A 20,623-nucleotide genomic window follows, 5' to 3' on the forward strand; every position below is an offset into this window, starting at 1 on the left:
ACGGTCGAGGCGGCCGGTGCGACAGTCGGCCAACAAACAGCATCTGACGGAGTGTCAGAAATACTGGGGACGGTGAACCGCCGTGGAATTCGGGCTCTTTGTACAGGGATACGTGGGCAAGCGAGCCGAGACCGACCCGCTGGCCGAGCACAAGGCACTGATGGAGGAGACCGAGTACGTCATCCAGGCGGACAAGTCCGGCTTCAAGTACGCCTGGGCCTCCGAGCACCACTTCCTGGAGGAGTACTCGCACCTCTCCGCCAACGACGTCTTCCTCGGCTACCTCGCCCACGCGACCGAGCGCATCCACCTGGGCTCCGGGATCTTCAACCCGCTCGCCCAGGTCAACCATCCGGTGAAGGTGGCGGAGAAGGTCGCCATGCTGGACCACCTCAGCGAGGGACGCTTCGAGTTCGGCAGCGGTCGGGGCGCCGGCAGCCACGAGATCCTCGGCTTCCTGCCCGGCATCACCGACATGAACTACACGAAGGAGATCTGGGAGGAGACCATCGCCGAGTTCCCGAAGATGTGGCTCCAGGACGAGTACGTGGGCTTCCAGGGCAAGCACTGGCAGCTGCCCCCGCGGAAGGTGCTCCCGAAGCCGTACGGGAAGTCGCATCCGGCGATGTGGTACGCGGCCGGGTCGCCGCCCTCGTACGCCATGGCCGCGAAGAAGGGGCTCGGCGTGCTGGGCTTCAGCATCCAGAAGGTGTCCGACATGGAGTGGGTGCTGGAGCAGTACAAGACGGCGGTGGTGAACGCGGAGCCGGTCGGGGACTTCGTCAACGACAACGTGATGGTGACGACCACGGCGATCTGTGCGCCCACGCACGCGGAGGCGATCGAGATCGCGGTGAACGGGGGGCTGCACTATCTGCCGTCGCTGGTGTTCCGGTACCACGACACGTTCCCGCGGCCCGAGGGCTTCCCGGTGTGGCCGGAGACGCTGCCCCGGTACACGCCGGAGTTCGTGGAGCTGCTCATCGAGGAGGAGCTGCTGATCTGCGGGGATCCGGACGAGGTGCTGCGGCAGTGCAAGCGGTGGGAGCAGGCGGGGGCGGATCAGTTGAGCTTCGGGTTGCCGGTGGGGGTGCCGAAGGAGGAGACCCTCCAGACCATCCGTCTGATCGGGGAGCACGTCATTCCGAAGATCGACACGGATCCGGTGCACCGGACGACTCGGTTCCGTCAGGCCGTATGAGGGGGCTCCGGGCATGTTGGACCACCTGATCAGGGCAGTAACCGTGGTCGACGGCACGGGTGCCCCCGCCCGCACCGCCGACGTCGGCATACGAGGCGGCCGGATCGCCGCCGTCGGCCGGATCACCGAAGAATCCCGCACCACCGAGGACGCCGCCGGCCTCGTCCTCGCCCCCGGCTTCGTGGACCCCCACACCCACTACGACGCCCAGCTCTTCTGGGACCCGTACGCCACGCCCTCCCTGAACCACGGGGTGACGACCGTGGCCGCCGGGAACTGCGGGTTCACGCTCGCGCCTCTGCATCCCGATCGCCCCGAGGACGCCGACTACACCCGGCGGATGATGTCCAAGGTGGAGGGGATGTCCCTGGTGGCGCTGGAGGAGGGGGCGCCGTGGAGTTGGAGCGGCTTCGGGGAGTATCTGGATGCCCTGGAGGGGCGGATCGCGGTCAACGCCGGGTTCATGGTGGGGCACTGTGCGCTGCGGCGGTACGTGATGGGGCCGGAGGCCGTCGGCGGGCAGCCGAGCGAGGAGCAGCTGGAGCAGATGCTGCGGCTGTTCCACGAGGCCATGGACGCGGGGGCCTGGGGGCTGTCCACCACCCAGTCCAGTACGCACTCCGACGGTGACGGGCAGCCCGTGGCCTCCCGGCACGCGCGGCCCCAGGAGCTGCTGGCGCTGGCCCGGGCCGTCGGGGAGCACGAGGGCACGCAGATCGAGGCGATCGTCGCCGGCTGCCTGGACCAGTTCAGCGATGAAGAGATCGATCTGTTCGTCGAGATGAGCGCGGCGGCGGGACGGCCCCTGAACTGGAACGTCCTGACCATCGACGCGGCCGTTCCGGAGCGGGTGCCCCGGCAGCTCAGTGCCAGTGAGCGGGCACGGAAGGCCGGTGGACGGGTCGTGGCGCTCACCATGCCGATCCTGACCCCGATGAACATGTCCCTGGGCACCTTCTGCGCCCTGAACCTCATCCCGGGGTGGGGGCCGATCCTCGGTCTGCCGGTGCCGGAGAGGATCGCCAGGCTGCGCGACCCTGAGGTCCGAAAGGAGATGCTGCGGCGGGCCGAGTCGAAGGAGGCGGGCGTCTTCCGGCGGCTCGCGAACTTCGGGCGGTACGTCATCGGGGACACGTACAGCGAGGCCAACCGCGGGCTGACCGGGCGGGTGGTGCGGGACATCGCCGCCGAGCGCGGGCAGGACGCCTTCACCTGCCTGGTGGAGATCTGCGCCAACGACGAGCTCCGTACGGTCCTGTGGCCGATGCCCACCGACAACGACCCCGCCTCCTGGGCCCTGCGCGCCGAGACCTGGCAGCACGAGGACGTGCTGCTCGGCGGCTCGGACGCGGGGGCGCACCTGGACCGGATGTGCGGGGCGCCGTACACCACCCGGTTCCTCGGGGACTGTCTGCGCGGCCGGAAGCTGGTCGGTCTGGAGCAGGCGGTGAAGATGCTGACCGACGACCCGGCGCGGCTCTTCGGGCTGCGTGAGCGCGGCCGGATCCGGGAGGGCTGGCATGCGGACCTGGTGCTGTTCGACCCGGAGCGGATCGACGCCGGGCAGGCCACCCTGGTGCACGACCTGCCGGGCGACAGCCCACGGCTGGACTCCAGGGCGCTCGGGATACGGGCCGTGTGGGTCAACGGGGTCGAGGCGATCCGGGACGACGTGGTGAGCGGGGCCGTACCGGGCCGGGTGCTGCGGTCCGGGCGGGACACCGGGACGGTGAGCACCAGGTGAGCGAGGGGCAGCGGCTGTTCGTCGGCGGGCGGTGGGTGGAGCCGGCTGCCGGGTACTACCCGGTGACCGACCCGGCCACCGAGGAGACCGTCGGGCAGGCGCCGGAGGCCTCGGTGGAGCAGGTGCGGGAGGCCTGTGCCGCGGCCCGGGAGGCGTTCGCGGCCTGGTCGCGGACCAGCCCGGGGGAGCGGGCCGCGGTGCTCGGGCGGGCCGCGGAGATCATCCGCGGGCGGCTCGGCCCGTACGCCGAGCTGGCGCGGGCCGAGACCGGGGCGACGACCGGGACGGCCCGGGCGATGCAGGTCGGGGTGGCCGCCGCCCGCTTCCGCCGGTACGCCACCGTGGAGCCGGCCGAGTGGGCGATCGCTCCGCAGATCAACGAGGCCGGGCCGATGGGGCGGGCGGGGGTGATGGGGGCGCTGGCGGTACGGCAGCCCGTCGGCGTGGTCACCTGCGTCACCTCGTACAACAACCCGTGGGCCAACCCGGCCGGCAAGGTCGCCCCGGCCCTGGCCATGGGCAACACGGTGGTCGTGAAGCCGGCTCCGCAGGACCCGCTGTCCGTGTACCGGATGGCCGAGGCGCTGCAGGAGGCGGGCGCACCGGCGGGTGTGGTGAACGTGGTCTCCGGGCGGGCCACGGACGTCGGTGCGGCCGCCGTCGCGTCGTCCGACGTCGACATGGTGAGCTTCACCGGCTCCACGGCCGTCGGGCAGCGCATCGCCGAGGCGTGCGGGCGGGACATGAAGCGCCAGTTGATGGAGCTGGGCGGGAAGGGGGCGGCCCTCGTCTTCGACGACGCCGACCTCACGTCGGCGGTGGCCGGGATCGGGACGACGTTCTCCTTCTACAGCGGGCAGATCTGCACGGCGCCGACCCGGGTGCTGGCCCAGCGGGGCGTGTACGACCGCCTCGTCGAGCAACTGGCTGTCTACGCAAGCCGGTTGAAGGTGGGGGATCCGGCCGACCAGGACACGGTCGTGGGTCCGCTCATCTCCGCCGAGCACCGGGCGCGCGTGGAGTCGTACGTCGATCTGGGGCGCAAGGAAGGCGCAACGGTGGTCGTGGGCGGTGAACGCCCCTCACTTGACCGCGGGTTCTACGTCACCCCCACCCTCCTGGCCGGCTGCACGAACGACATGCGGGTCGCCCGGGAGGAGATCTTCGGACCGGTGGTGGCGGTGGTCCCCTTCGACGACGAGGACGAGGGCGTGGCCCTCGCCAACGACTCCGACTACGGCCTGATCGACTACGTCTGGTCGGGCGACGTGGCCCGCGCCTTCCGTGTGGCCCGACAGCTGCGGGCAGGCGGCGTCGGCATCAACACGGTCGGCCGCAACATGGAGGCCCCCTTCGGCGGCTTCAAGCAGAGCGGGGTCGGCCGGGACGTGGGCTCCTACGCCCTGCATGCGTACAGCGAGGTGCAGGCGATCGTGTGGCCGGGGTGAGCGGGCTCAGTCCGTGAGGTCCACGCGCACCGTCAGCAGGTCGGTGCCGAGCGCCCGTACGGCCGCGCTGTTGAAGCGGGGCAGGGCGCGCAGACGGGCCACGGCGTCGTCCTCCGGCAGGAGGTGGGCGGTGCCGTGGTGCCAGCGGCCGCGGATGCGGACGCGGACCCTCGGGTCGGCCTGGATGTTGCGCACGTACTGGGACCTGAACCCGAACTCCGAGACGATCCAGAAGGAGTCGCCGATCCGGCGTCCGCCCACCGGCGTGGGCCGGGGCAGGCCGGAGGTGCGGCCGGTGGTCTCCAGGACGGTCTGGAACGGCAGGCGCCGGTTGAGCGGGTTGGCCACGTGGCGCTGGACGCGGGTGACGATCCGGTGCTTGAGGTCGGCGGCCTTGCGTGACATCTCTCGGGCTCTCCTGCTCTCCTGCTCTCCTGCTCTCCTGCCGGAACGGTATCCGGACGCATGCCTCGCGCGGGTGCTGCGGCAGCTGTGGAGGGAGTGTGGTTGCGTGGACAGGCGTACGACTGGCGCGTGTTAGCCTCCCTCGCGGTCGTGATCGATTGCAACGGGGGGCAGTGATGGGCGCGTCTTCGGACGGCTACCAGGTCAAGTCCGGCATGACCGGCCAGGCCAACGAACTGGACGGCGCGGGCACCGACACCGGGAAGATCGCCAAGGCGATCGACCCCACGGCCTGCTACACGCAGGACGCGCTCGGGGGTTCCGACTCCGGGCCGGCGTTCGACGCGTACGCCACGGCCTGGGAGGCGGAGGCCAAGACGCTCACGGACGCGCTGCACGAACTCGCGGACAAGGTCCGTGCGTCCAAGGGCGCCTACGGCGGCAGCGACGGCCTCGTATCGACGCAGGCCGCCCGGGTCCGGGTCGGCGACGGCACCGTCAGCACCATGCCCGCGTACGCCGAGCGTCCCTCGGCTCTGTCGAGTTACTGAGGACCGCCCGATGACGGAATCCACCACCGACCGCCGTAAGCGGCTGGCCGGGCTGAGCGACGACATCGCCTCGGCCGACAGCAAGAACGACCTGATCGACGCGATCGACTCCGCGCTCGCCGTGTCCGCCCCGGTGGGCGACCCGGCCACGCTGGAGACACTGGGCAAGCAGTACCGGGGCCAGGCCGACAACGCCCTCAGCGTTTCCGAGCGGGTCGACAAGGTGGCCCGCAAGGGCCTGCCGGACGTGTGGGTCGGCGACACCAGCGTCCTCGCCTCCGACGCGATCTCCGCCGCCTCGCGGTCCGCCGTGCAGATGTCCGAGGCGCTCCGGGGCGGCGGCAACGCCCTGCTGAACCTGGCCGACTGGCTCAAGGTCGCGCAGAAGGACGACGGCGACGGCCGCGCCAAGCTGCGCGAGGCGCGCGGCATGCTGGGCGGCAAGGACGGCTTCTTCGACGACTTGCACGAGGACGACGACGAGGAGTCGACGCGGCTGAAGGCCCGCTCCGTGGCCTCCTCCGGCGTCCACCTGCTCCACCAGGCCGCCGTCACCGCCGACGACGCCGCGCGCCATGCCGCCCGCGACCTGAACAAGTGGGCCGCCGAGGCCCGCGCCGGCAAGATGAAGACCGACGAGCTGTCCGCGGTCGACCGTCTGATGCTGGCCGACACCAGCAACGTGGGTGGCGATCCCGAGCTGAACGAGATCCTCACGGCGAACGACCTGGAACGGTCCGGGCGCGCCATGGAGAAGCTCTCACCGGCCGATCGCGCACGGATGGAGAAGCTCCTGGCCGACGCCTCGACGCCGCAGGAGAAGGCGTACCTGATGAAGGCCCTCGCCGCGGGCAACTCCGTCGACGAGGTCGCCACGTTCGGGGGCAAGATCCACGGCAAGGACGAGGTGTGGCTGCGGGAGCACCTGGCGCCGGTGTCGACGAACGTCGATTCGTCGGCTACGAGCCAGGAGAACCAGGACTTCAAGGGCAAGCTGTGGGACCAGGACGGCGAGACCTGCGTGCCCTCCTCCACCGTCACCGCGCGTGCCATCGTGGACCCCGTGTACGCCCTGTCGCTGACCGGCGGCCCCGACGGCACGGACGACGACCCGGAGCACTTCCGCAAGCGCCTGACCGACGAACAGCTCCGCATGCACGAGGAGGGCGACGGCGACAACGCAGGCTGGTGGTGGGACGAGCATCCGGACGGCATGGACAAGGACGGGCAGGAGGAGATCTCCAACAAGGAGCTGAGCCCGCACACCGGCGACCACTACGAGGCCCAGGGCATGGGCGGTGAGGACGACCGGCGCAACGTTCTGCCCGACATCGAGAAGTCCGTCGCCGAGGGCAAGCCCGTGCCCATCAACATCGAGCGGTACGACGAGAACGGCGACCGGCACGGCCACAGCATGATGATCATCGGCCAGGAGGGGGGCAGGCTCCAGATCTACAACCCGTGGGGCGTCACCACCTGGGTCAGTGAAGAGGACTTCATCAGCGGTGACCTCAGCGCGGCTGCGGACGACCGCTACTCGGCCGCGCACAAGGGCAATGTCGACACCGTCTACATCCAGCAGAACTGAGCAACCGTGAACATGCGCACCATACTGACCCCGCTGGCCGCCGCCGCGGCCGGAGTCCTCCTGCTGACCGGCTGCGGTTCTTCGGGGGGAGCCGATGAGTACGGCACCGAGAAGCGTGCCATCACGGTGGACGCGGGGGACGAGTTCACCCTGAAGGTGCCGGCGAATCCCGCGCTCGGGCAGAACTGGTACCTGGCCGAGCCCCGGCCTGACGCGAACGTGGTGAAGTACCGGGGCAAGCGGGAAGATGAAGAGGGCAGCGACAACATCGGTGGCGGCGACGGCACCCAGTTCTTCGACTTCACGGCACGCAAGCCCGGCAAGGCCACCGTGAAACTCCTGCACTGCCCCATGGGCAGCTGTCACAGCGGCACCCAGTCGGCGGCTCCGATCCCGAGCGCGACCGCCTCCGGCAAGGCATCGACGAGCCCGTACCCGACCGCGACGAGCACACCGGACGACAGACCGGCGTTCTTCGTCTACACGATCACGGTCCGCTGACCCCCACCGAGAACCGGAAACGTTGCCCATGCCCTCCGCATCCCGCACCGACGACGAGGTCCTCGCCACCACCGACGTGCCCGTCCTGCTCCGCTACGGCCTCACCCAGGACGCCTTCCGCACCGCCCTGTTCGGTGACGGCGCCGTCGCGGCCGCCGTCACACTCGACCGGCTCGGCGTGGTACCGCGCTCGGTCTCGTACGTCGCGAAGATCGTCCGCGCAGGCGGGCTGCGCTACGCCGCCGAGCTGCCCGAGCCGCTGCCCTCCCGGGAGGCGTCCGAGCTGCTGCGCGACTGGCTGGAGACCGCCGCGCAGCTCGCCGGCACCCCGGAGGGCGAGACCCACACCGCCCGCTGGCTGGACACGGTCGCCGAGATTCTGGGCCTGCGCCGCGACGCCCGCGGCCGGGGCGAGCACACCCCCTAGGCCCTGTCGCCAAACCGGACGACGGGAGTTTGGCGACAGGACCTAGGCCCGGTCGGCCAGCCAGTTGCCGTGGAAGCCGAACGGCACCCGCGCCGGCAGGTGGATCGTGGCAACCGGGGGCGCGGCGAGGTCGGCGGTGTCCAGGACGACCAGGTCGCTGCGGTCGGTGGTGGCGTCGTGGACGTACGTCATGAGCCAGCCCGGGCCGCCGGGCGCGTCGTCGGCCGGGGCGAACGCGGCCTCGCCCGGGGTGCGGCCGGGGCCGAAGTCGTGCGCGGTGGCCGAGCCGGTCGTCAGGTCGTAGCGGACCAGTGAGGTGCCGCAGGTCACGTGTCCGTGGGCGGAGTCGAGGCCGGTCAGGCGGTCGTCGACGCGGGGGAACTCGCCCGGGCGGTCGTCGACCTGCTCCTCGCGCACCGTCCCGCGGACCGGGTCGATGGTCCACTTGCACAGCACGGCCTGCTGCGGCGCGGTGCTGCCGTCGGCGGAGCGACGGTACATCTCCGGGTAGCGCATGACGTGCAGGACGATCGTGCCGTCCGGCGCGTCATGGGCGTTGAGCGAGTGGAAGACGTAGCAGGGGTCCACGGCGAACCAGCGGACCTCGCCGTACGGGTCGTCGCGGCGCAGGACGCCGAGCCGGGCGCCGTATCCGTCGTCCCAGCGGTAGGGCATCGTCCCGCCGGTCAGGGCGAGTTCGAGGTCGAAGACGACTGGCAGGTCCATGAAGACGACGTGCTCGGCGGTGAGCGCGAAGTCGTGCAGCATCGTCGGGCCCGGCACCTCGATGGGCCTGCTGACCACCAACTCGCCCGTGGCGTCGGCCCGGTGGTAGGTGAGGTGGGTGGACTCCACCATGCCGTAGCCGAAGAAGTGCAGTTCGCCGGTGACCGGGCAGGACTTCGGGTGGGCCGTCATCGCGGTCCCCAGCCGGCCGTCGAAGTCGTAGGGGCCCAAGGTGTCGAGGTCGCAGGTCAGCTCGTAGGGCAGGGCCGTCTCGACCAGCGCGAGGGTGCGGCCGGCGTGCCGGACCACGTGGGTGTTGGCGGGGCCGGAGGTGAGGTCCCGCCGGCCCTGGTCGTCGTACATCCGCGCCCCGTCGGTGAACCGGGTGGTGCGCACCCACCGGTTGCGGTAGGAGACGGCCCGCCCCCCGTCGAGGCGGACGCCGTGCACCATGCCGTCGCCGAAGAACCAGTGCCCGGAGGCGGCGTCGGCCGGGTTCGGGCCGTTGCGCAGGTACCAGCCGGCCAGCTCTGGCGGGATCGTGCCGGTCACCGGCAGGTCGTGCGTGGTGAGTTCCTCGGTGACCGGGGCGTAGTTGCCGCTGAGGTGCTTCGGGTTCACCGGGCCACCTGCCCGGCCTTGGCCTGGACGTGGGCGACGTAGCGCACGGTGAAGACCATCGGGACGGCGAAGCCGGCGATCTGGATCACCGTGGCGGCGGTCGAGTGGGCATGACCGGCGTGGGCCGCCAGGGCGAGGGCGACGGCGGTCGCCACGAAGGCCGCGGTCCACACGGCGGTGATGACGACGTTGGTCCGGATGAACGGCTTCAGGCCCCAGACCTCGGGCGGGGTGCTGCGCTTGGCGATGCCCAGGGTGAACGGCCGGCCTATGGCCAGCGAGACGCCGGCGATGAGGGCGAGGGTGCCGGAGGAGAGCGACGCGGAGTAGTCGTGCACGCCCGAGTGCGGGTCGGCGAAGGCGATGGCCGCGAGGACGGCGAAGAAGATCGCCGAGCCGGATTCGATGATGAGTGCGTCAAATCCGGTGCCGGACTGCTTCTCCTTGGCGATGATCGCGACGGCGGCCAGCAGGGCGGCCAGCGCGCCCCACTGCCAGTCCCCGGAAGGGAAGACGGCGAAGACGATCCACGGCAAGAACGTGCGCAGGTACGACATTGGTTTCCCCGTTTTTCGATGCGGTCTTGCTCTGGTGTGGTCTTGGTTCCTGGTCTGACATGTCAAAAGTAGAAGGTCGGCTCATGACATGTCAAGAGTGGAAGGTAAGCTGGGGGTCATGAGCCTCAAACACGCACTGCTCGGCCTGCTCTCGGAGCGCCCCGCGAGCGGGTACGACCTGCTGAAGCGGTTCGAGACCTCGCTGGCCAACGTCTGGCCGGCCACCCAGAGCCAGATCTACACCGAGCTGACCAAGCTGGCGGGCTCCGGGCTGATCACGGTGGCCGCCGAGGGGCCGCGCGGCCGCAAGGAGTACACCCTGGCCGAAGAGGGCCTGGCCGAGCTGCGCCACTGGCTGACCGAGACCAAGCCCCAGCGCAACACCCGCAGCGACCTGCTCCTGCGCGTCTTCTTCCTGGGTGTGCTGCGCCCCGAGCAGGCCCGCGCGTATCTGACCGAGCTGGTCGAGATGTCCGCGCGCGAGCACGAGCAGCTGAAACAGCTCGACGAGGCCATCGACTGGGACGACGACAACCTCTCCGTCTACGGCCGCATCGCCCTGGAGTACGGCCTGCGCTTCAACGCGATGCGCCGGGAGTGGGCCGAGTGGGCCGCCGCCCAGATCAAGTAGCCCCGAGGAAGACCGGGTTGGTGAACGCGGCCATCGCGCCCGGCAGCGGGCCCAGGGCCGTCTCGTGGCGCAACTCCGCCCGGACATAGGCCGCGTTCGCCGGTGTCGTGCGCCACTCGACCACGCCCTCCCCGGACACCGGCAGCGGCTCACTGGTGAACAGCGTGCCCTGGTCGGTGACGAAGCGGACGGAGCAGCGCGGGGCGCCGGAGACCTCCAGACGGACGGTCACCGGGGTGCCGTCCGGCACCTCCAGCCGCTCGCCGATGCCGGCCTCCCGGCCGTCACCCGCAGCGGTGAAGGCGAGCGCCACGTGCTGCGACTCGGCCACGTACGAGCGGCCGGCGCGCAGACCCTGCTGGATCGCCGCGCGCGTGAGGTCCTCGGCGAGGACGACCGTCTGGGGCGTGCCGACCGCGTCCGGGTCACGGTGGGCGTCGCTGTTGCCCATGGCCGGCAGCCACCGCCGCCCCTCGCGCGCGGACGCGACGAGCCGGGCGTCCCAGGCGGCCAGCGCCACCTCGTCATCGGGCGTGTACGGCCCGTTCCACACCTCGACCGCGTCCGCCTCCCCGAACCCGAACCGCCAGCCGCACCCGACGCACGTGGCGTGCGGATGGGCCGGTACGACCAGCCCGCCGGCCTCCCGGATGCGCCGCGCGAAGTGCCCGAAGCGCCCGTCCCGGGCCCGGTACCGCCAGTCCACGAAGGTGCCCGGCTCGGTCCCGAGGGCCAGCACGTGCCCGTTCCGTGTGGTGACCTCCTCACCCAGCAGGACCAGCAGGTCGTCGCCCGCCACGTCTGCCCAATGGGCATGGGAGGACGTCGTGTTGTGCTCGGAGCTGTTGACGAAGTCCAGCCCGGCCGCCCGGGCCAGCGCCCCGATCTCGGCCGGGGTGCGGCGCCCGTCGGAGTGCCAGGAGTGAAGATGACAGTCGCCGCGGTACCAGGCCCGCCCCCGGCCCCGGGCGCGGGACGGCGGGTGGACCGGCCGGGGCGTCTCGCCGGGCTCACCTTCCGAGACGGTGACCGTCACCTCGTACGACAGCCCCTGCGGCGCCACCGTGTACGGCCCGAGCGCGATGTACCAGGTCCCGGGATGCAGCGGCCCGGGAAGATAGCCGGGCGTCGCCTCGTCCGCCCGCACGAAGAACTCCGTACGGGCCCCACCCGACCACCCCCGAAACCCCCGCCCGCCCAGCTGGACACCGCGCACGTCGAAGAGCCCGATGTCGAGGGCGTTGCCGGGGGTGCCGGGTGGGACGGCGGGCTTGTCATAGGTGTAGGAGACCTTCAACTCACCCGTGCCGGAGGGGACTTCGAAGGGCAGATAGACGTAGTCAGGTGAGCCCGGTGGCAAGGTTCCGCGCAACGTCGTCACACCATCAACGTAAGCCGACGCAAGGGGCGCGGGACAGTATCAATTTGCGGCTCCGCCGCGTGGGCGCGACAAGCCACAACGAACCCGCACCCGCCGACGAAGACCAACCGGTCCCTACGGCAGGCGCCCCAAGTCCCGACCAGTTGGTATGGACATATGGGACAGTACCCGGTACAGATGCCCCATGCGCATCGCCGTCACGATCTTCCTCACGGACGAGACCATCACCCCCACGCGCCTGGCCCGCGAACTGGAATCCCGGGGATTCAGCGGCCTGTATCTCCCCGAGCACACCCACATCCCCATCGAGCGGACCACCCCCTACCCCGCCGGCGGCGACCTCCCCCGCGAGTACGGCCGCACGCTCGACCCCTTCGTCGCCCTCGGCCAGGCCGCGGCCGTGACCGAGCGGCTGGCGCTGGGCACCGGGATCACGCTGGTCGCCCAGCACGACCCCATCGGCCTGGCCAAGCAGATCGCCACGCTCGACCACCTCTCCGGCGGCCGCTTCACCCTCGGCCTCGGCTTCGGCTGGAACGTCGAGGAGGCCGCCGACCACGGTGTCGAGTGGCGCGGCCGCCGGGAGCTGGTCCGGGACCGGATGGGCCTGATGCGGGCGCTGTGGTCCGAGGAACCGGTGGGGTACGAAGGTGGGTTCGGCAGCGTGCGGCCCAGCTTCGCGTTTCCCAAGCCGGCGCAGAAGCCGCGCGGGCCGGTCGTCGGCCCCCGCACGCTCGTCGGTGGGGCGGCGGGGCCCAAGCTGTTCGCGCACATCGCCGAGTACGCCGACGGCTGGCTGCCGATCGGCGGCCGGGGGCTCGGCGAGTCGCTGCCCGTGCTGCGGTCCGTCTGGGCGGACGCCGGCCGCGACCCGGCCGCCCTCCAGGTGGTGCCGTACGCCGTCCACCCCACCCCTGGCAAGCTCGCCCACTACGCGGAGCTGGGCATCGAGGAGACGGTCGTCCAACTGCCCTCGGCGCAGGAGGCGGAGGTGCTGCGGGTGCTGGACGCGTACGCGAGCTTCCCTCAGGCGCGTTGAGACCCCACTGGCGTGATCAGCCCGAACGTATGCTCAAGGGATGACGACTTCCGCGACCTCCGGGACCGGCCCGACCGCGAACTCCATGCGTCGCGCCCTCAAACGTGCCCGGGACGGCGTCGCCCTCGACGTCTCCGAGGCGGCGGTGCTCCTCCAGGCCCGCGGCGAGGCCCTCACCGACCTCGCCGCGTCCGCCGCCCGGGTGCGTGACGCGGGCCTTCAGGCGGCGGGCCGGCCCGGTGTCATCACCTACTCGAAGAGCGTCTTCATCCCCCTGACCCGGCTGTGCCGGGACAAGTGTCACTACTGCACGTTCGTCACCGTCCCCGGCAAGCTGCGCCGGGCGGGCCACGGGATGTTCATGTCCCCCGACGAGGTGCTCGACGTCGCCCGCAAGGGCGCCGCCCTCGGCTGCAAGGAAGCCCTGATCACCCTCGGCGACAAGCCGGAGGACCGCTGGCCGGAAGCGCGCGAGTGGCTGGACGCGCACGGCTACGACGACACCATCGCCTACGTCCGCGCCATCTCGGTCCGCATCCTGGAGGAGACGGGCCTGCTGCCCCATCTCAACCCGGGCGTGCTGACGTGGACGGACTTCCAGCGGCTGAAGCCCGTGGCCCCTTCCATGGGCATGATGCTGGAGACGACGGCCACCCGGCTGTGGTCCGAGCCCGGCGGCCCGCACTTCGGCTCCCCGGACAAGGAACCGGCCGTACGGCTGCGGGTGCTGGAGGACGCGGGACGCTCCTCGGTGCCCTTCACCTCCGGCCTGCTGATCGGCATCGGTGAGACGTACGAGGAGCGCGCTGAGTCCCTGTTCGCGCTGCGGAAGGTGTCGCGGGCCTACCACGGCATCCAGGAGCTGATCATCCAGAACTTCCGCGCCAAGCCGGACACGGCGATGCGCGGCATGCCGGACGCCGAACTGGACGACCTGGTCGCCACGGTGGCGGTGGCCCGGCACATCATGGGCCCGAGCGCCTGCCTCCAGGCCCCGCCGAACCTCGTCGACGCCGAGTACGAGCGGCTGATCGGCGCCGGCATCGACGACTGGGGCGGGGTGTCCCCGCTCACCATCGACCACGTCAACCCGGAACGCCCCTGGCCGATGATCGAGGAACTCACCGAGCGTTCCCGCGCCGTCGGCTTCGAGCTGCGTGAACGCCTGTGCGTGTACCCCGAGTTCGTCCGCCGGGGCGAGCCCTGGCTGGACCCGCGCCTGCGCCCGCACGTGGACGCGCTCGCCGACCCGGAGACCGGCCTCGCCCTGCCGGACGCGGTGGTCGAGGGGCGCCCGTGGCAGGAGCCGGAGGAGGCCTTCGTACCCACCGGCCGCACGGACCTGCACCGCACGATCGACACCGAGGGCCGTACGGCCGACCGGCGCGACGACTTCGACGAGGTGTACGGCGACTGGGAGGCGCTGCGCGAGGCGGCGGCCCCCGGCATGGCACCGGAGCGCATCGACACGGACGTACGCCAGGCGCTGCGCACGGCCGCCGACGACCCGACTCGCCTGACCGACGCCGAGGCCCTGGCCCTGTTCCACGCGGACGGCCCGGCGCTGGACGCGCTGTGCCGGGTGGCGGACGACGTGCGCAGATCGGCGGTGGGCGACGACGTGACGTACATCGTCACCCGCAACATCAACTTCACCAACGTCTGTTACACGGGCTGCCGCTTCTGTGCCTTCGCACAGCGCAGGACGGACGCGGACGCCTACACGCTGTCGCTGGAGCAGGTGGCGGACCGGGCCCAGCAGGCGTGGGACGTGGGCGCGGTCGAGGTGTGCATGCAGGGCGGCATCCACCCCGACCTGCCCGGCACGGCGTACTTCGACATCGCGAAGGCGGTCAAGGACCGGGTCCCCGGCATGCACGTGCACGCCTTCTCCCCCATGGAGGTGGTGAACGGCGCGACCCGCACCGGCATGTCCATCCGTGAATGGCTGTCCGCCGCGAAGGAGGCCGGACTCGACTCCATCCCCGGCACTGCGGCGGAGATCCTGGACGACGAGGTCCGCTGGGTGCTGACCAAGGGCAAGCTGCCCACGGCCACGTGGACCGAGGTGATCACGACGGCCCACGAGCTGGGCATCCGCTCCTCCTCGACGATGATGTACGGCCACGTGGACCAGCCCCGCCACTGGCTGGGCCACCTGCGCACGCTGGCCGGGATCCAGCAGCGGACGGGCGGCTTCACGGAGTTCGTGACGCTCCCCTTCATCCACACGAACGCGCCGGTGTACCTGGCGGGCATCGCGCGCCCGGGCCCGTCCACGCGGGACAACCGTGCGGTGACGGCGATGGCAAGGCTCCTTCTCCACCCCCACATCCCCAACATCCAGACAAGTTGGGTCAAACTGGGCGCGGAGGGTGCGGCGGAGATGCTCCGCTCCGGGGCGAACGACCTGGGCGGCACGCTGATGGAGGAGACGATCTCCCGCATGGCGGGCTCGTCGTACGGCTCGTACAAGTCGATCAGGGAGCTGGTTGCCGTGGCCGAGGCGGCCGGCCGCCCGGCGAAGCCGCGTACGACCCTGTACGGCGAGGTGCCTCAGGAGCGGCAGCGGGCGGCGGAGGCCTCCGACGGGCACCTGCCGGATCTGCTCCCCGTCCTGGACTGAGTACGATGATCCGACCCCTGTGCTGAGAAGGGGGACCTGTAGCGGAGGAGATGCGTACCCGTGGCTGCCCGACTGCCCTCGTGGGCCTGGGTCTCCGGTCTGACGGCGGGGGCGACCGCTGCCGTCGTCTTCCTGGCCGTGCAGGCGGACCACGGGCCGCATCCCACGGCCGCGACGGCCAAGCCCAGCCAGTCGGCATCGGCGGGTGCCCACGCGCCCGCGAAACCGAAGCCGTCGGGACCGCCCGCGCTGCCGGACGCGTCCGGCACGGGCCGCCGGATCGTCTACTCGCTCGGCGGGAAGCGGGTCTGGCTGGTCGACGCGACCGGCAAGCCGACCCGCACGTTCACGGTGTGGCCGGGCACGGTGAGCCCGCAGCCCGGCCGCTTCTCGGTCACCCTGCGCATCCAGTCCCTCAAGGGCTCGGACGGGGTCCAGATCGAGCACGTCATGTACTTCACCAAGGTGTCCGGCGTGAACATAGCCTTCTCCAACGCCCTCGACGGCGCCTCGCCGCCACCGCCGGCGAACGGCCAGAAGCTGGGCGGCATCCGCCTCCACAAGGAGGACGGAGCCGCGCTGTGGGCCTTCGGCGATCAGGGGACCAAGGTCACGGTCGTCAACTAGCCGCGTCCTGCGGGCGCTGCCCCGGCAGCTGGTTGACGATCAGCGCGACCCCGCTGAGCAGGAACACCCGGGTGGCGGCGTCCAGCCCGTTCCAGGTCTTCGACTGCCACATCGAGAACCACTCACCGCCGATCGCGATGAACCCGGCACCGAAGAGCAGGACGAGCATCAGCAGCCCGTAGGTGGACCAGCGCCGGGCCCGGTCGTGATCCCGCCGCGTCCAGAGCCAGGTGCCCCAGATCAGGACGAGCGCGGCGACGGTCTCCCACACGATGATCGCGACGTACGCGGTGTCCTGAAGCGCGGTGCTGGTGATCGCCCGCCACATCAGGTCGTCGTCCTTGAAGGTCGTGTCCATCGCCAGGACGTGCCGCACGAACTGCTGGTTCGTGCCGAAGTCGGTGATGTTCCCGAGGGCGACCAGGGCGATGTAGAGGGCGAGTATGCCGGTGAGCACACCGGCGGCAAGCCTGAGGCCGGTGTGGCGTGTGGGGGTGGTGGTCATGGCTGGATTCTCCCTGACGAACGCCCCCTCCTCACATGCGCATTGAGCCAGAATCAAGCGTGAACGGCGAAGTCCAGGAACTCCGTCCAGGTGGCGTCCCTGAAGGCGAGTCGGGCGCCTTCCCTGTTCTTGGAGTCGCGGATGTGGATGGTGGCGGGGGTTATGGCTACTTCGACGCATTCAGGACCGTCGTTGCCGCTGTAGCTGCTCTTGAACCAGTTCAGGGCAGTCATGTCTCCCTCTCCAGTACTTTCTCGATGAAGGCCAGTGACTCTCGGGGCGCGAGCGCCTGCGCCCGGACCATTCCATAGCGCATCTCCATGATCTGGGCCTCCCGGGGATCACTGATCACTCGGCTGTACAGCTGGCCTTCAGTGTGGCCCAGGGTCTTGCCGCTCCGGAGTTTCAGCAGCTGGATCGAGCCCATCATGCCTGCGTGATCCTCACAGTCCGTGGGCATCACCTGGATCACCACATGCCGCAACTTGCTCATTTCCAGCAGGCGTTCCAGCTGCTGCCGCAACACCATTCTGCCGCCGATCGGCCGCCTGAGAGTCGCCTCTTCCTGCACGAACGTGATCTGCGCCAGGGGGACGCGCTCGAAGACCGACTTCCTCGCCATGCGCGCGGAGACGAGGCGGTCGATCTCCTCCTCGGTGTACGCGGGCCGTCGCATGGCGTACAACGCCTGTGCGTACTCCTCGGTCTGCAAGAGGCCATGGATGTGGAGGGCCGCGTAGGCTCCCAACTCAACTGCCTCTGCCTCCAGCTTGGCCAGGTCCCGAACGTTCTTCGGATACCGCGCCTTCTCCACGTCCTCCTTCATCGCGGACAACTTCCCATCCGCACGCAGTACTTCATCAGCCTTGTCGAGAAAGTCCGGCTTGGGGAGCCTGCGCCCGCGTTCCACCGAGGAGACCATCTCCTCGCTGTAGCCGATCGCAACCCCCAGTTCGGCCTGCCGCATCCCGACGGACTCCCGCCACATCTTGATCTGCCGCCCGACCGCCTTGAGTACGGCCTCGGCCTCTTCGTCCTCCACTTGCACCCCTTTGACATACGAGCCGTACGACCGCACCGATCACCCGGACAGTCACGCTCCGTACCGTGGTCGTCGCTGTTCAGAGTAGGGAGGGGCGGCCACGCTGGGTGACGTGAATCAGAAAACCCACCTCAGGATCCAGCTCTCCGCCACCCGCAGGGGCGCTCGTCTCGCCCGTCTCCTCACCGAGCGTCAACTGGACGAGTGGGGCGTGCCGTTCGAGGAGGCGGCGCAGGTGGTGGCGGAGCTGGCCGCCAACGCCGTACTGCACGGAAGGGTGAGGGGAAGGGACTTCCGGCTCGGCCTGAAGCTGTACGACGACGGCACGCTCCGTATCGAGGTCACCGACGCCCGGGGTGACCGGATCCCGCGAACCCCCGACCCGGCGGACGGAGCCGCGGAGTCCGGCCGGGGACTACTGATCGTGGCGGCCCACGCCCACCAGTGGGGCGTGGACGAAGCACCCGCCAACGCCAAGACGGTCTGGGCCGAGCTGACACCGGGACGCGGCCGGGCGTGACCCGGCGGCTCCCGACGCAAAAGACCAAAGAACCGGGGAAAGAACCGAACCCACCCCCACCGCCCCCGTCGATCACCCGCCGGAGTGAATATGCCCAACGCAACTGGCGCGGCAGGGCAGTTGTGGTGCAGCGTCAGCGGCAACAGACCGCAGACATGCATCGGCCCTCGCCGGGACTGGCATCCCAGTGCGAGGGCCTGATCACCGAGGAAGAAGAGACCTTCCTGATGACTGACAAGCAGCCTAGCGCTCCCTCGCGCGCGAAGACCCGCCGTTCCCACTCCGGTGTCACCCACGTGAAGGAACCTCTCGACGGGAACTTCACCGTGATCAGCAACGAACTGCTCCAGCACCCGGAGTTGTCCAGCACGGCGAAAGGCATCGGGGGCTACATCCAGTCGCTGCCCGAGGGCGCCCCCGTCGGCATCAAGGCGCTGGCGGAGCAGTTGCCCGAGGGAGAGATCAGGATCGCCTCCGCCCTGCGCGAGCTGGAGAAGTACGGGTTCTACTCACGCCCCAAGGAGCGTCTTCCATCGGGCCAGGTCGTGACCCGCTCGATCTGGTACAACAGGCCGCGTCTCGCGGTGGTCGAAGCCGCCCGGGCCCCTGAAGAGTCGGCCCCCGTCCCTGCCCCGCCGAAGGCTCCGGTGCCGCCCCGCAAGGCCGCCGAACTGCTCGCCGGCCTCCGCGCGCACGATTCCCGCCTGCTCCTCACCGAACGGGACGTACACCGCCTGGCCCCTGCCGTCACCGAGTGGCTGGACAGAGGCGTGCCGCCCACAGCCGTCGTACGCGCCCTCGCGACAGGCCTCCCCCAGGACCCGATCAAGCACCCGGCGGCCTTCCTGGCCCACCGCCTCACCAGCCAACTGCCTCCGCACCTGCCCGCTGCTCCGCCGCCGAGTGGCACGCCACCTCGCCCGGACCCGCTCCAGACCTGCGACGGCTGCGACCGGGCCTTTCGGTCCCCGCGGCCAGGGTGCTGCCGCGACTGCCGGGTGCCGTCCGAGCAAGCGGCCTGACCTGCAGCGCTCCCTCAGGAGAGGAATCCGATGACCTACCAGTACCGGCCGACGGACTACAGGTACCGGCCCACGCCCAAGGCACGCATCTTCGCGGGGCACGGCGACCTTGCCCAGCACCCGGAGTTGTCCCTCATGGCGATCGGTGTCGGGGTCCACCTCCGGATGCTGCCCGAAGGGGCCCCGACCAGTGTCCAGGCGCTGGCCTCGCAGCTCCGGGACAGCGAGTTCGAGATCGCCGCCTGCAGGAGCTGAAAGACCACGGCTTCCTCCCCAAAGCCTGACGGCTCCCATGCCCGAGCCGGCGCCCGATGTGCTGCGGGCGGCGGTCGCGCGTATCGCTCCGAGTCGGCTCCCGGCGCTGACGGACCGCAACGGCACCGGGGCCGGCTGCCGCCCTGACGCTCTTCAGCGCTCCATCGCCTCCCCGGTCACCACCGGCCGCACCCTGCTCAGCATCAGGTCCAGGAACTGGTCGGGGTGCCGGAACGACGCGAAGTGGCTGGCGTCCCTGATGAGGGCGAAGTCCTTCACCGGGGCCGTGACCTGCTCGTAGAAGCGGCGTGCCGGCTCCGGTGGGGTCAGGACGTCCTTGTCGCCCTGGAAGATGAAGACGGGGAGGCGGAACGACGTGCCCTCGGCCCGCTCGTCGATCGTCATCGCCTGTGGGCCCAACTGCTCCGAGAAGTTCATGCCCTTGAGGTACGAGCGCAGGCCGCGCAGGTTGTGGGAGGGCGAGAACCAGAGGGAGCGGATCACCACCGTCTTCATGGTGTCGTAGGTCAGCGGGTCGGTCGTGACGACGATCTTCGCGTGCTCCGACCACTCCTGCGCCGACCAGGCCGTGCGGTCCGGGCCCATCGCCGCCACCTTCGCCAGCTCCTTCTTCTTGCCCGCCCTCTCCAGCCGGGCCAGCAGCGCCTCGTACGACGAGGTGTCACGGCCGCCGCCGATGATGTTCTGGTCGGTGCCGACGTACGCCGAGTACAGCTCGGGGTGGTTGCGGGCCAGGCGCAGCCCGGTGACCGTGCCGAAGCTGTTGGCGACCAGCAGCACCTTGGCGACGCCGAGGTGGGCGCGGACGTGCTCGGTGACCTCCAGGGCGTCCGCGTGGACGCGGTCCAGGGTCATCTCGCCCTGGCCCGCAGGGCCGCCCGCCGCGAAGGTCCTGCCCGCGCCCCGCATGTCCCAGCGCACGATCGTGAAGTGCCGCTCCCAGGCGCGGGTGCGCGGGGTGAAGACCTGGTTGGAGGCGCCGGGGCCGCCGTGGATCTCCAGGATCACCGGGTTCGACAGGTCCTCGCCGCGGATGGAGATCCACTGTTCGATGCCGCCGATGCGGACGTACGACGACTCGTCGATGCCGTTCGGCGTGGTGATGCGCAGCTTCTTCGCGAGCGACGCGCGCTTGAGAGCCCGGTACGTGAGCAGCATGAGCGTTCCCCCTAAACTGTTTATGCC

Annotated in this window: 22 protein-coding genes; 14 read left to right on the forward strand and 8 right to left on the reverse strand. The window is 70.5% G+C overall.

Translation table 11 applies throughout. The features are described from left to right. Positions 1-82: 82 nt before the first annotated feature. From ACWC5O_RS01075 to ACWC5O_RS01085, 3 genes are read left to right on the forward strand one after another with little or no spacing between them, the layout of a single operon-like run. A complete protein-coding gene (locus tag ACWC5O_RS01075; protein ID WP_450589185.1) occupies positions 83-1,201 on the forward strand; it encodes an LLM class flavin-dependent oxidoreductase in 1,119 nt (372 codons plus the stop codon). Between the two features lie 13 nt (positions 1,202-1,214). Then, on the forward strand, positions 1,215-2,945 hold the full coding sequence (locus ACWC5O_RS01080; protein WP_450589184.1) for an N-acyl-D-amino-acid deacylase family protein: 1,731 nt from the start codon (positions 1,215-1,217) through the stop codon (positions 2,943-2,945). Further along, entirely contained in the window at positions 2,942-4,393 is a 1,452-nt protein-coding gene (locus ACWC5O_RS01085; protein ID WP_450589182.1) for an aldehyde dehydrogenase family protein, read from the forward strand. Before ACWC5O_RS01080 ends, ACWC5O_RS01085 begins: the two co-directional genes overlap by 4 nt. A gap of 6 nt (positions 4,394-4,399) precedes the next feature. Here the strand turns inward: ACWC5O_RS01085 and ACWC5O_RS01090 are convergent, their stop codons facing one another. Then, positions 4,400-4,798 carry a nitroreductase/quinone reductase family protein gene (locus ACWC5O_RS01090; protein ID WP_450589181.1) on the reverse strand — a complete coding sequence of 133 codons (399 nt, stop codon included), beginning with the start codon at positions 4,796-4,798 and terminating at the stop codon, positions 4,400-4,402. A gap of 176 nt (positions 4,799-4,974) precedes the next feature. Here ACWC5O_RS01090 and ACWC5O_RS01095 point away from each other — a divergent pair, with 176 nt between their 5' ends. The 4 genes from ACWC5O_RS01095 to ACWC5O_RS01110 are packed head-to-tail and all read left to right on the forward strand — an operon-like array spanning position 4,975 to position 7,865. Further along, a complete protein-coding gene (locus ACWC5O_RS01095) occupies positions 4,975-5,349 on the forward strand; it encodes a hypothetical protein (RefSeq protein ID WP_450589179.1) in 375 nt (124 codons plus the stop codon). A gap of 10 nt (positions 5,350-5,359) precedes the next feature. Then, entirely contained in the window at positions 5,360-6,937 is a 1,578-nt protein-coding gene (locus tag ACWC5O_RS01100; RefSeq protein WP_450589177.1) for a peptidoglycan-binding protein, read from the forward strand. Between the two features lie 12 nt (positions 6,938-6,949). Beyond that, positions 6,950-7,438, forward strand: coding sequence for a protease inhibitor I42 family protein (locus ACWC5O_RS01105; RefSeq protein ID WP_450589175.1), 489 nt, complete (start codon positions 6,950-6,952; stop codon positions 7,436-7,438). 28 nt (positions 7,439-7,466) lie between these two features. Continuing rightward, positions 7,467-7,865: a hypothetical protein gene (locus ACWC5O_RS01110; RefSeq protein WP_450589173.1), complete on the forward strand. Its 399-nt coding sequence runs from the start codon at positions 7,467-7,469 to the stop codon at positions 7,863-7,865. Between the two features lie 42 nt (positions 7,866-7,907). Here the strand turns inward: ACWC5O_RS01110 and ACWC5O_RS01115 are convergent, their stop codons facing one another. Both ACWC5O_RS01115 and ACWC5O_RS01120 read right to left on the reverse strand, forming a co-directional pair. Further along, on the reverse strand, positions 7,908-9,212 hold the full coding sequence (locus ACWC5O_RS01115) for a carotenoid oxygenase family protein (RefSeq protein ID WP_450589172.1): 1,305 nt from the start codon (positions 9,210-9,212) through the stop codon (positions 7,908-7,910). Further along, positions 9,209-9,769 (reverse strand): hypothetical protein, encoded by a 561-nt coding sequence (locus ACWC5O_RS01120; RefSeq protein ID WP_450589170.1) that lies wholly within the window; start codon positions 9,767-9,769, stop codon positions 9,209-9,211. The genes ACWC5O_RS01115 and ACWC5O_RS01120 overlap by 4 nt, the downstream gene beginning before the upstream one ends. A 118-nt stretch (positions 9,770-9,887) precedes the next feature. Between ACWC5O_RS01120 and ACWC5O_RS01125 the strand changes: the two genes are divergently transcribed. Next, the gene (locus ACWC5O_RS01125) at positions 9,888-10,400 is read left to right on the forward strand and encodes a PadR family transcriptional regulator (RefSeq protein WP_450589168.1); all 513 of its coding nucleotides are present in this window, start codon (positions 9,888-9,890) and stop codon (positions 10,398-10,400) included. Here ACWC5O_RS01125 and ACWC5O_RS01130 read toward each other — a convergent pair. Then, entirely contained in the window at positions 10,393-11,781 is a 1,389-nt protein-coding gene (locus tag ACWC5O_RS01130) for a CehA/McbA family metallohydrolase (RefSeq protein ID WP_450589166.1), read from the reverse strand. The genes ACWC5O_RS01125 and ACWC5O_RS01130 overlap by 8 nt on opposite strands. 184 nt (positions 11,782-11,965) lie before the next feature. Between ACWC5O_RS01130 and ACWC5O_RS01135 the strand changes: the two genes are divergently transcribed. Genes ACWC5O_RS01135 through ACWC5O_RS01145 form a run of 3 tightly spaced genes read left to right on the forward strand, consistent with a single transcriptional unit; the run spans position 11,966 to position 16,073 of the window. Further along, a complete protein-coding gene (locus tag ACWC5O_RS01135; RefSeq protein ID WP_450589164.1) occupies positions 11,966-12,820 on the forward strand; it encodes an LLM class F420-dependent oxidoreductase in 855 nt (284 codons plus the stop codon). A 40-nt stretch (positions 12,821-12,860) separates the two neighbouring features. Then, entirely contained in the window at positions 12,861-15,446 is a 2,586-nt protein-coding gene (locus ACWC5O_RS01140) for a bifunctional FO biosynthesis protein CofGH (RefSeq protein WP_450589163.1), read from the forward strand. A gap of 60 nt (positions 15,447-15,506) precedes the next feature. Beyond that, a complete protein-coding gene (locus ACWC5O_RS01145) occupies positions 15,507-16,073 on the forward strand; it encodes a hypothetical protein (protein ID WP_450589161.1) in 567 nt (188 codons plus the stop codon). Here the strand turns inward: ACWC5O_RS01145 and ACWC5O_RS01150 are convergent. Genes ACWC5O_RS01150 through ACWC5O_RS01160 form a run of 3 tightly spaced genes read right to left on the reverse strand, consistent with a single transcriptional unit; the run spans position 16,066 to position 17,620 of the window. After that, entirely contained in the window at positions 16,066-16,578 is a 513-nt protein-coding gene (locus ACWC5O_RS01150; RefSeq protein ID WP_450589160.1) for a DUF2165 domain-containing protein, read from the reverse strand. The two genes, ACWC5O_RS01145 and ACWC5O_RS01150, sit on opposite strands and share 8 nt — an antisense overlap. Positions 16,579-16,631: 53 nt before the next feature. After that, positions 16,632-16,811 (reverse strand): DUF397 domain-containing protein, encoded by a 180-nt coding sequence (locus tag ACWC5O_RS01155; RefSeq protein WP_450589158.1) that lies wholly within the window; start codon positions 16,809-16,811, stop codon positions 16,632-16,634. Further along, positions 16,808-17,620: a helix-turn-helix domain-containing protein gene (locus tag ACWC5O_RS01160; protein ID WP_450589157.1), complete on the reverse strand. Its 813-nt coding sequence runs from the start codon at positions 17,618-17,620 to the stop codon at positions 16,808-16,810. Before ACWC5O_RS01160 ends, ACWC5O_RS01155 begins: the two co-directional genes overlap by 4 nt. A 103-nt stretch (positions 17,621-17,723) precedes the next feature. Here ACWC5O_RS01160 and ACWC5O_RS01165 point away from each other — a divergent pair, with 103 nt between their 5' ends. From ACWC5O_RS01165 to ACWC5O_RS01175, 3 genes are all read left to right on the forward strand, one after another. Next, positions 17,724-18,140, forward strand: a complete 417-nt coding sequence (locus ACWC5O_RS01165) for an ATP-binding protein (RefSeq protein ID WP_450589387.1) — start codon at positions 17,724-17,726, stop codon at positions 18,138-18,140. 227 nt (positions 18,141-18,367) lie between these two features. Continuing rightward, positions 18,368-19,162 (forward strand): helix-turn-helix domain-containing protein, encoded by a 795-nt coding sequence (locus ACWC5O_RS01170; RefSeq protein WP_450589156.1) that lies wholly within the window; start codon positions 18,368-18,370, stop codon positions 19,160-19,162. Positions 19,163-19,192: 30 nt separating this feature from the next. Further along, a complete protein-coding gene (locus ACWC5O_RS01175; RefSeq protein WP_450589154.1) occupies positions 19,193-19,417 on the forward strand; it encodes a hypothetical protein in 225 nt (74 codons plus the stop codon). Between the two features lie 153 nt (positions 19,418-19,570). On the opposite strand, the gene ACWC5O_RS01180 is transcribed toward ACWC5O_RS01175, so the two are convergent. After that, positions 19,571-20,596, reverse strand: coding sequence for an alpha/beta fold hydrolase (locus ACWC5O_RS01180; protein ID WP_450589152.1), 1,026 nt, complete (start codon positions 20,594-20,596; stop codon positions 19,571-19,573). Positions 20,597-20,623 lie beyond the last annotated feature (27 nt).

The sequence above is a fragment of the Streptomyces sp. NPDC001450 genome (genome assembly GCF_053597295.1).